Origin of the sequence: Curtobacterium sp. MCBA15_016 (assembly GCF_001865105.1) — a bacterium.
Taxonomy (GTDB): Bacteria; Actinomycetota; Actinomycetes; order Actinomycetales; family Microbacteriaceae; genus Curtobacterium.
On record NZ_MJGR01000011.1, the window covers coordinates 28,363 to 38,171 of the forward strand.

The 9,809-nt window shown below is 70.9% G+C and carries 10 protein-coding genes; 9 read left to right on the forward strand and 1 reads right to left on the reverse strand.

Annotated elements, in window-relative coordinates:
* Positions 1-17: 17 nt before the first annotated feature.
* Positions 18-512, forward strand: coding sequence for an HNH endonuclease (locus tag BIV03_RS05090; protein WP_070417828.1), 495 nt, complete (start codon positions 18-20; stop codon positions 510-512).
* A gap of 90 nt (positions 513-602) precedes the next feature.
* Complete coding sequence (locus BIV03_RS05095; RefSeq protein ID WP_071294900.1) at positions 603-1,388, forward strand: CPBP family intramembrane glutamic endopeptidase; 786 nt, start codon at positions 603-605, stop codon at positions 1,386-1,388.
* Positions 1,389-1,440: 52 nt separating this feature from the next.
* On the opposite strand, the gene BIV03_RS05100 is transcribed toward BIV03_RS05095, so the two are convergent.
* Positions 1,441-2,208, reverse strand: a complete 768-nt coding sequence (locus BIV03_RS05100; protein ID WP_229085683.1) for a GntR family transcriptional regulator — start codon at positions 2,206-2,208, stop codon at positions 1,441-1,443.
* A gap of 155 nt (positions 2,209-2,363) precedes the next feature.
* On the opposite strand from BIV03_RS05100, the gene BIV03_RS05105 reads away from it, so the two are divergent.
* The 7 genes from BIV03_RS05105 to BIV03_RS05135 are packed head-to-tail and all read left to right on the forward strand — an operon-like array spanning position 2,364 to position 9,745.
* Positions 2,364-3,536, forward strand: coding sequence for a TIGR03364 family FAD-dependent oxidoreductase (locus tag BIV03_RS05105; protein ID WP_071294901.1), 1,173 nt, complete (start codon positions 2,364-2,366; stop codon positions 3,534-3,536).
* A 26-nt stretch (positions 3,537-3,562) separates the two neighbouring features.
* Entirely contained in the window at positions 3,563-4,729 is a 1,167-nt protein-coding gene (locus BIV03_RS05110) for an ABC transporter ATP-binding protein (RefSeq protein ID WP_071294902.1), read from the forward strand.
* On the forward strand, positions 4,726-5,631 hold the full coding sequence (locus BIV03_RS05115; protein WP_071294903.1) for a 2-aminoethylphosphonate ABC transporter permease subunit: 906 nt from the start codon (positions 4,726-4,728) through the stop codon (positions 5,629-5,631). The genes BIV03_RS05110 and BIV03_RS05115 overlap by 4 nt, the downstream gene beginning before the upstream one ends.
* Positions 5,621-6,421, forward strand: coding sequence for an ABC transporter permease (locus BIV03_RS05120; RefSeq protein WP_071294904.1), 801 nt, complete (start codon positions 5,621-5,623; stop codon positions 6,419-6,421). Before BIV03_RS05115 ends, BIV03_RS05120 begins: the two co-directional genes overlap by 11 nt.
* A gap of 32 nt (positions 6,422-6,453) precedes the next feature.
* Entirely contained in the window at positions 6,454-7,533 is a 1,080-nt protein-coding gene (locus BIV03_RS05125) for a 2-aminoethylphosphonate ABC transporter substrate-binding protein (protein ID WP_071294905.1), read from the forward strand.
* Positions 7,533-8,255, forward strand: a complete 723-nt coding sequence (locus BIV03_RS05130; RefSeq protein WP_254790737.1) for a phosphonatase-like hydrolase — start codon at positions 7,533-7,535, stop codon at positions 8,253-8,255. The genes BIV03_RS05125 and BIV03_RS05130 overlap by 1 nt, the downstream gene beginning before the upstream one ends.
* Entirely contained in the window at positions 8,255-9,745 is a 1,491-nt protein-coding gene (locus tag BIV03_RS05135) for an alkaline phosphatase family protein (protein ID WP_071294906.1), read from the forward strand. The genes BIV03_RS05130 and BIV03_RS05135 overlap by 1 nt, the downstream gene beginning before the upstream one ends.
* Positions 9,746-9,809 lie beyond the last annotated feature (64 nt).

The window sequence follows — 9,809 nt, forward strand, 5'->3', positions numbered from 1 at the left end:
ACGTCGGAAGGGAACCCATGCGCACTCTCGTCCTCAACGCCGGTTACGAGCCCCTCGCGGTGATCTCGTTCCGTCGGGCCCTCGTGCTGGTCATGAACCAGAAGGCCGCCATCGTCGCCGCCGACCTCGACCACCCGGTCACGGGGTCGACGTCGACCTACGACCGTCCGTCCGTCATCATCCTCACCCGGTACGTCCGCATCCCGCACTCGAGACTCGTGCCGGTGTCGCGCCGGGGCGTCCTCCGCCGGGACGCCAACCGGTGCGCGTACTGCGATCGACACGCCACCACGATCGACCACGTGCAGCCTCGCTCGCGCGGGGGCGAGGACTCGTGGGAGAACCTCGTCGCCTGCTGCCTGGCGTGCAACAACACCAAGGGCGACCGCACCCCGCAGGAGATGGGGTGGCGGCTCCGCTTCCGCCCGAAGGCGCCGCACGGCTCCTCGTGGGTGGTCCGGGGCATCGAGCGTCCGCAGTCCGAGTGGGACGAGTACCTGGTGGCCGCGTAGCGGTACCGCGCGGCTGACGCCGTGACGGACTGGAGGCGCGGGTCGGGCCCGACCCGCGCCTCGCGTCCGTCTCCGTGCCATGCTCGAAACATGGAGCACCAGGGAACTCCGTCACACCTCCGCGTCCGCCCCCGGGTCTGGATCGGCTTCGCGATCTGGCTCGGCTACATGGTCGTCGTCTTCACCGTCCAACGACTCGGTGGGGTGCCGTACACCGACCTGAGCCGCAACGGGCACGACCTCTTCTTCGGCGCGGGGCTCTCGCTCATCGTCGCGTCCGTCCTGCTGGCCGTCACGACCACGCTGCTCGGCTGGTGGCGGCCGGCCCTGTCCGACGAGCACCCGAGTCGACACCGGTGGCCGATCACCGTGCCGATCGCGTTGGCGCTCCTGGCCGTGCTCGGGCTCACCATCACCGACTGGGCGGCCTTCGACGGGCCGTTCCTCGCGGCGTCGATCGCGCTGCTGCTGGTCGGGTTCACCGAGGAGCTCACGACCCGAGGCATCCTGCTCACCGCCCTGCGCAGCCGGTTCGCCGAGCCGATGGTGTGGTTCCTCAGCACGGCGGCGTTCGCGGCGATGCACTCGCTCAACTTCTTCGCTGGGCAGGCCCTCGGCCCGACGCTCGCCCAGGTCGTCAACACGTTCCTCGTCGGCACCGCGTTCTACGTGCTCCGGCGGACGACCGGCAGCCTGGTCTGGCCGATGGTGCTGCACGCGCTGTGGGACTTCTCCGCCTTCTCGGCGCAGCACGGCGAGGTGTCGCCGATGACGAGCGTCGTCGGCGTCCTGGAGTGGGTGATCGGTGTCGCGGCGCTGGCCGTGGTGTGGGCGACGTTCCGGGGGAGCGACCGCAGCCGGCGGATCGCCGCCTGACACCGTGACGGACGGGAGGCGCGGGTCGGGCCCGCACCGCGCCTCCCGTCCGTCAGGCGCCGACGCCGGCGTCCGTCGCCTTCGGTTGGATCAGGTGCTCACCGTTGCGCTGACGGCCCGTCGCGTCGATCGTGAACCGGACCACGTCCGGCCGGTACCGGTCGTCGGAGAACTCGAACGGCACGCCGTGCTCGTCCTCCGAGGTGCGCTGGAGTCGGAGCAGGGGTGACCCGGGCTGCACACCCAGCAGCCGGGTGTCGAGCTCGTCGGCCGCGACCGCGTCGATCTCGTGGTGCACGCCACTGAACACGTGGCCGTGCGTGGCGAGGTACTCCGTGATGGAGCCGCCGTCGAGGTCGGCCTGGAACAGCAGCCGGCCGACGGTCTCGGTGAACGTGGTCCGTTCGAGCATCGTCGGGACGCGGTCGAGCAGGCGCAGGCGGATGAGCTGCACCACCAGGGAGCCCGGCTCGATGCGCAGCGCGCGGGCGGCTGCCTCGTCCGCGCGCTTGAGGGAGACCTGCTCGGTGTGTGCTCCCGGGGTCCTGCCGAACCCCTTCGCCCATCTCGTGAACGGGACGTACACGTCGACGGGCTGGCTGGTCTTCCGCGACACGACCCGGCTCGGGCGACCCCTGGTCGTCTCGATGAGCCCTTCGCTGCGCAGCACGGCGAGGGCGTTGCGGATCGGCCCCCGCGAGGCGTTCCAGCGCGCGCCCAGCTCGGCTTCGGTCGGGACGTCGTCACCGGGCGCGAGTGACCCGTTGATGATCTCGTCACGGAGTGCATCTGCGATCAGCTTGTACAGGACATCGGCCACGTAGGCACCTTACTACCCATGTCATGCGCGAAACGAGGGGCTCGACCTGTCCATCTGCGGGAATCGTGTGAACATCGGACGACGCAACGTTACGTACGCGTGAAAACTCGGTGCTTGTCTACCTACGTGGTCGCCATCCGTGTCACGGTGTCCACATGACCCCGACCTCCTCCACCACCGCACCCGCGTTCGACGTCGTCGTGATCGGTGCCGGCATCGTCGGCCTCGCCCACGCCTACGAAGCCCTGCTGCAGGGCCTGAGCGTCGTGGTCGTGGACCGCGCCGGCGGTGCGGTGCACGGCGCGAGCGTCCGGAACTTCGGGCACGCGTGCATCACGCCGCAGACGGGGGAGGCCCGCGGCTACGCCACCGAGGCCCGGCGGCGGTGGTTGGACCTCGCCGGCGCGGCAGGCTTCACGGCACGTGAGTCGGGCACGGTCGTGGTCGCGCGGACGGCGGCGGAGCTCGCCGTCGTCGAGGAGTACGCGGCGAGCGATCCGGACACGGAGCGGCTGGACGCCCGGGCGGTCGTCGACCGTGTCCCGGTCGACCCGGATCCCGTGGTCGGGGGAGCGTTCCTGCCGCTCGACCTGCAGGTGGACCCACGGGAGGCGGCACCGGCGATCGCCACGTGGCTCGCATCGCAGGGGGTCCGGTTCTCGTGGCGCACGACCGCACTCACGGTGGAGTCCGGTCGGGTGACGACCTCCCGTGGCACGTTCGAGGCCGATCGCATCGTCGTGTGCACGAACCACGACGTCGACCGGCTGTTCCCGCGCCTGGCCGAACAGGCCGACGTGGTGCGCTGCCGCCTGCACATGCTCCGCGCCGACGTCGATCTGCGCTTCCCGTTGACCGTCCCGCTGTTCACCGGGTGGTCGCTGCTGCGCTACAGCGGGTTCGCGGCGATGCCGAGTGCCGGTGCGCTCCGCGAATCACTGCGCGCGTCCCTGCCCGCCGGCGTCGCCTGGGACCTGAACCAGATGTACACGTCGCCGTTCGACGGTTCGCTCATCATCGGTGACACGCACGTGCGTGACGTCGACGCTCCGCCGTTCCAGGACGAGGCGGGCTTCGAGCTGGTCATCGCCGAGACCGAGCGGCTCTTCGGGGTCGAGCGGATCCGGGTGCGTGAGCGGTGGCAGGGCGTCTACGCCTCGGCGCCCGGTCGGGAGTTCCTCATCGAGGAGCCGCTCCCCGGGGTCCACGTCGTCACGGTCACCACCGGCATCGGCATGACCACCGGCCTCGGGATCGCACCGAGCGTCCTCGCACCGCGCGGCACCGCCACGTCCGTCCCCGAGTCCTCGACCGCCGTCGCCGTCTGAGCGACATCCACCTCCCAGGAGTTCCCATGGACACCAGCACCACCCCCGGGATCGAGTTCCGGAACGTCACGGTCGCCGGCAACGGCGGCGCGGTCATCCTCGACGACTTCACCCTGACCGCGGGCCGCGGCGAGGTCGTCGCCCTGCTCGGCCCCTCCGGTGCGGGGAAGACGACGGCGCTCCGTGCCGTCGCCGGGTTCGTCGCACCGACCCGCGGCAGCATCCACCTCGGCGGGAAGGACGTCACCGGGCTCCCACCGCGTCGGCGCGGACTCGGGATGGTCGTGCAGAGCTACGCGCTGTTCCCGCACATGAGCATCGCCGACAACGTCGGGTACGGGCTCCGGGCGAAGGGCATCCCGCGTCGGGACGTCCGGCCGCGGGTCGCGGAGGCGCTCGAGATGGTCGGGATGGCCGCGTTCGCCGATCGGCTACCGCGCACCCTCTCCGGCGGGCAGCAGCAGCGGGTCGCGATCGCCCGTGCCCTCGCGCCGCGGCCGGAGGTCCTGCTCTTCGACGAACCCCTCTCCGCCCTCGACCAGCAGCTGCGACAGGGGATGATGGCCGAGCTCGCGCGGCTGCACCGGGAGCTCCCCGACGTCACGATGCTCTACGTGACGCACGGGCAGAACGAGGCGCTCACGCTCGCGGACCGGATCGCCGTGATGGCGGACTCGCGTCTCGTCGAGTTCGGGACGGCAGCGGAGCTGTACCGGCGTCCGGAGGCCGAGTTCACCGCGCGGTTCCTCGGTGCCTCGAACGTCCTGCCGTGCACCGCACTGCGCCCGGGGGAAGCGGCCATGACGGCCGCGCCCGGACAGGTGCTGACCGTCCCGGCCGGTGCCGAGCGGGGAACGGCCGTGTCCGTGTCGGTCCGTCCACACCGTGTGCGTGTCCTGACGGCGACGGAGGGCGCCACGAACGTGCTGCCGCTCGAGGTGGACGACATCCAGTGGCGTGGTGCCACGCACCTCATCTCCGGCACCGTCCACGGTGAGCCGTTCTCGGTCGAGACGCTCGAGCTCCGGGACCTCCCGACGATCGGGCAGACGATCGGCGTCGGCTTCGAGCCGATCGACGTCACGATCCTCGGGGGCGCGGCAGCCGGTGCCCCGTCCATCGCGGGAGGCAGCACGGCACGTCCGGCGCTCCGCGTGGACGTCGCCGCCCAGCCCGCCGGGATGATCTCGTGACGCTCACCACCGAGCCCCACGGGAAGGTCGGGCCGACGACCGGACCGACCGGTGGCGGCCCGCGCCGGGTGCCCACCGCGTGGCTCGTCGGTGCGCTGCCGGTCGCGGTCATGGCGATCCTCGTCGTGTACCCGGTGGTGCTCCTGATCAGCAACGCCGTCGAGGACGGGAGCGGCCGGTTCTCCGGCGCCGAGTGGCGCGTCCTGTTCGGCAACCCGGTGTTCCTCGACACGATCGCCACCACCGTCCGGGTCGCCGCCATCGCGACGGTGGGCTGCATCGTCGTCGGGACGTTCCTGGCGATCGTGATCGCGTACGTGCCGTTCCGGGGAGCCCGCGTCGTGATCGCGGCGCTGAACGTCTACCTCTCGTTCCCGTCGTTCCTGATCACCCTCGCGCTCGTCTTCATCTGGGGGAACGTCGGCATCGTCAACGGTGCGTTGAGCACGGCGTCCGGAGGGACTGCGCCACCGATCCACCTGCTCGACACGCAGTGGGGTGTCATCCTCGCCGAGGTCACCTACTTCACCCCGTTCGTCGTCCGCCCGGTCCTCTCCGCGCTCGAGGTGATGGACCGCAGCCAGGTCGAGGTCGCCGAGTCGCTCGGCGCCGGACCCGCGCGCATCGTCCGGACGCTGATCCTGCCGGAGATCGCGCCGGCACTGCTCGCCGGCGGCGCACTCGTGCTGATGCGCACCATGAACGAGTTCGGGATCGTCCTCTTCGCCGGAGCCAAGGACGTGACGACCCTGCCGACCCTCGTCTACAGCCAGGCGATCAGTCGGGGCAACTACCAGGTCGCCGCCATCGCCGCACTGGTCAACATCGTGCTCTCGCTCGGCCTGTACCTGCTGTACCGACAGATCACCGCCAGAGCGCTGGGAGGAAACCGTGCTCGTTAGGTCCCGTTCCGGACGCTTCGTCGTCCACCTGGTCACCGCGCTGGTGATCGTCGCGCTCTTCGTCCTGCCCTTCGGCGTCCTGCTCGTCGGCGCCTTCTCGACCTCGTGGTCGGGAGCCCTGCCGTCCGGTGCCACGACGGGCAACTTCGCGACGGTGTCCACGGAGTCGGCCACGGTCGCGACCATCACCGCGTCGATCGTCTCGGCGGTGGTGTCGACGGCAGTCGCACTCGTCGTCGCGACCACCGCGGCGCTCGCCGCACGGAACGCCCCACGCCTCGGCCGCGTGCTCGACACCCTGTTCCTGCTCCCGGTGGCGATCCCCTCCGTCGCGGTCGGCCTCGCGGTCCTCATCGCGTTCTCCTCGGGCCCACTCCCGCTCAACGGCACCGTCTGGATCGTCCTCATCGCGCACACCGTGCTCGTGGTCTCGCTCGCCTACCAGCCGATCACCGCCGGGGTCGCGCGACTCACCCCCGCCGTCGAAGAGGCCGCCGCCGCGCTGGGGGCGTCCCCGCTGCGCATCCTGCGCACCGTGACCCTGCCCGAACTCCGACCGGCGCTCGCCGGAGCCGCCGCGCTCTGCGTCGCGATGTCGATGGGGGAGCTGACCGCGTCGATGATGGTCGCCCCGCCGACCTGGCGGACCCTGCCCCTGCAGATCTTCTCGTTCACCTCACGCGGCATCCGCCTCTACGAGGGAGCCGCCCTCGCGGTGGTCCTCATGGGCATCACGCTGCTCGTCCTGCTCGTCCTGCAACGCGTCCTCGCCGGCCGCGTCCGCGCCTGACCCCACCCCGCTCATCGACCCGATCGGACACCATGACCACGCCCCGCTGGACCCTGTTCCGCACCGTCACCGCCCTGGCTCTCACCGGCGCCACCGTCGCCGCCCTGTCGGGGTGCTCCGCCGGCAGCTCCGCCGCGAAGGCCGACCCTGCCGCCAAGACCGTCACCGTCTACACCGCTGACGGCCTCAACGACGGCGACGACTCCTACTACCAGACCGTGTTCGCCGCCTTCGAGAAGGAGACCGGCATCGACGTCCAGGTCGTCGAGGCCGGCTCCGGAGAGGTCCTCCAGCGCGTCAAGCAGGAGTCGTCGAACACCCAGGCCGACCTGCTCGTCACCCTGCCGCCGTTCATCCAGACGGCATCCGAGGACGGGCTGCTCGCGAAGTACGCCCCCGAGGGCATCGACGCCGTCCCCGCGGCGGACAAGGCGGCCGACGGCACCTACGAGGCCCTGGTGAACAACTACATCGGCTTCATCCGCAACACGGAGGACGTCCCCGATGCGCCGAAGACCTGGGACGACCTGCTCGGCGACGAGTACCAGGGCAAGCTGCAGTACTCCACGCCCGGTGTCGCCGGTGACGGTACCGCGATGCTGATGCTCGCCCGGGAGGTCCTCGGCGCGGAGCGGTCGACCGAGTACTTCACGAAGCTGCAGGACAACAACGTCGGGCCGTCGGACTCCACGGGCGCCCTCGCCGCGAAGGTCGACAAGGGCGAGCTGACGATCGCGAACGGGGACGTGCAGATGAACATCGCCCAGCAGAAGTCGATGCCGAACCTCGGCATCTTCTTCCTCGAGGGCGCGGACGGCACCCCGACGACCATGTCGGTGCCGTACTCGGTCGGACTCGTCAAGGACGCCCCGCACACCGCCAACGCGAAGAAGCTCCTCGACTTCCTCTACACCGAGGACGCGCAGGAGCAGGCCACGACGGTCGCCGGCGGCTTCCCGGCACGCTCCGACGTCCACCCCACCGGCGACGAAGCGGAGAAGCTCGACGCACTCATGCACGGCGTGGAGATCGTCCACCCGGACTGGGACGACATCGCGGAGCACCTCGACTCCTACGTCGGTGACTGGAACACCGCCACCGGCACGCTCTGATGACCACCACCGACCTGCACTCCGGAAGGACCACCATGATCGACCTCGTCGCCCTCGACATCGCGGGCACGACCCTCGACGACGGCGGGACCGTCTACGACGCGCTCCGTGCCGCCGTCGAGGAACGCGGCGCCACCGTCGCGCCGGACGACCTGCAGACCTGGATGGGGACCGACAAGGTCACCGCCATCGACGCGCTGCTGCGTCTCGGCGGGGTGACGCCGACGACCCACCAGGTCGCCGAGTCGTTCGACCGGTTCCGCGCGATCCTCCGGTCCCGGTACGCCGAACAGCCCGCGGTCATCCTGCCGGGTGTCGCCGACGCCGTCCGGACACTCCGGGCGGCAGGGGTCAAGGTCGCCCTGACGACCGGCTTCTCCCGGGACATCGTCGACCTGCTGCTGGACAGTGTGGGCTGGCAGGTCGACACGCACCTCGACGCGGTCGTCACGACCGACGACGTGCCCGCGGGGCGACCGGCCCCGTACATGATCCACCGTGCGATGGAGTGGACCGGCGTCACGGACGTCCGACGGGTCCTCGCCGCCGGGGACACCGTCGTGGACCTGCGCGCCGCGGAGAACGCCGGTGTGGTCAGCGTCGGGGTCCTCACCGGCCAGACACCGCGCGAGGCGCTCGAGGCGGAACCGCACGACCACGTCCTGGCCTCGGTCAGCGCACTCCCCGAGCTCCTCCTCGGCGCCGAGCTGGTGACCCGGTGATGCGCGGGAAGCAGGTCGTCGCGGTGGCGTCGACGCTCGCGCTCGCCGCGGCCGGTCTCGGTGTCGGCGCGATGCCCGCCGCTGCCGCTGCCTCGGACCAGCACGTCATCGTCGTCGGCATCGACGGACTCCGCTTCGACAAGATCGCTCCGGCGAACGCCACGAACCTCGAAGCGCTCATCGCGTCCGGGTACTCGAGCACCACCTGGCTGTACGCCGCACCGATGTCGCAGACGCTCTCCGGCCCGGGATGGGCGACGAACCTGACCGGCGTCTGGCCGGACAAGCACCGGGTCCTGAGCAACTCGTGGGGGACGTCGAGCAACATCACCCAGTACCCCGACTTCCTCAGCCGCGTCGAGGCGGCGAACCCCGCGCTCTCGACCTACGCGGCAGCGACCTGGGCACCGATCATCGACGGGTCAGCCGGGTCCCCGCTGATCACGAGCGCCGTCGACACCCGGTACGTCTCGACGGGCGACAGCGACACCGCTGCCAACGTCCTCGGGCAGCTCGGGAAGACCGCCGCGCCGAACGCCTCGTTCGTCCACTTCGACGACGTCGACGAGGCCGGCCACGCGGACGGCGCGGCATCGAGCGAGTACCTCGCCGCCGTGGCGGAGATCGACGGGTACGTCGGGAAGATCCGGCAGGCCGTCGCGAAGCGCCCGACGTCGGAGCAGTGGTCGATCATCGTCACCGCGGACCACGGCCACACCGATGCGGGTGGGCACGGTGGCAACACACCGCCCGAGCGATCGTCCTTCATCATCAAGACCGGCCCCGGGATCACGAAGACGACCCCGACGATCAAGCCGAAGAACGTCGACATCGCAGCGGACGTCCTCAGCACGTTCGGCATCCCGATCCCCGCGGCACTCGACGGCCGTCCGCTCGCGACCGCCTCGACCGACCCGTTCGACAGCATGGTGGGATCCCTCGGTTCCGCCGTCGACGAGACCGCGATCCCGGCCGCCACGAAGGGCTGGACGCACGCCGTCCCGTCCGGCTGGAGCATCGACAACACCGGCATGGGGACCGGGGGCGTCACCGAGTGGCGCGGCTGGTCCCTGACGGACGACGACTTCTGGACCAGGACGGATCCGGGCCAGGGACGCGAGACCAACGTGCGCGCCCGCGGGGTCTTCGCCGTGGCCGACTCCGACGAGTGGTCGGACAAGACCCACACCGGCCTCTTCAACAGCCGACTCGTCTCGGCGCCCTACACGGTCACCGCCGGGTCCACCGCGACGATCACCTTCGGGTCCCACTACCGGAAGGAGGGAAACGAGACGGCGTCGGTCCTGGTCAGCTTCGACGACGGCGCGACCTGGACCACGGCATCGACCCTGGCCGGCGACTCGACCGCGGCGATCCAGACCGTACGCGTGGCCGTCCCGGCGGGGAAGACGAGCATGCGCGTCGCCTGGGCCCTCACGAACGGCGACAACAACTGGTACTGGGCCGTCGACGCACCGCGCGTCGGCTGATCAGCACCCGGAGAACGCGGCTGACGCCGTGACGGACGGGAGGCGCGGGTCGGGCCCGACCCGC

Bases quoted from the DNA above. Each gene is read 5' to 3' on its own strand.
- BIV03_RS05090 (WP_070417828.1), top strand. From the start codon at position 18: ATGCGCACTCTCGTCCTCAACGCCGGTTACGAGCCCCTCGCGGTGATC.
- BIV03_RS05105 (WP_071294901.1), top strand. From the start codon at position 2,364: ATGACCCCGACCTCCTCCACCACCGCACCCGCGTTCGACGTCGTCGTG.
- BIV03_RS05130 (WP_254790737.1), top strand. From the start codon at position 7,533: ATGACCACCACCGACCTGCACTCCGGAAGGACCACCATGATCGACCTC.
- BIV03_RS05135 (WP_071294906.1), top strand. From the start codon at position 8,255: ATGCGCGGGAAGCAGGTCGTCGCGGTGGCGTCGACGCTCGCGCTCGCC.
- BIV03_RS05125 (WP_071294905.1), top strand. From the start codon at position 6,454: ATGACCACGCCCCGCTGGACCCTGTTCCGCACCGTCACCGCCCTGGCT.
- BIV03_RS05095 (WP_071294900.1), top strand. From the start codon at position 603: ATGGAGCACCAGGGAACTCCGTCACACCTCCGCGTCCGCCCCCGGGTC.
- BIV03_RS05110 (WP_071294902.1), top strand. From the start codon at position 3,563: ATGGACACCAGCACCACCCCCGGGATCGAGTTCCGGAACGTCACGGTC.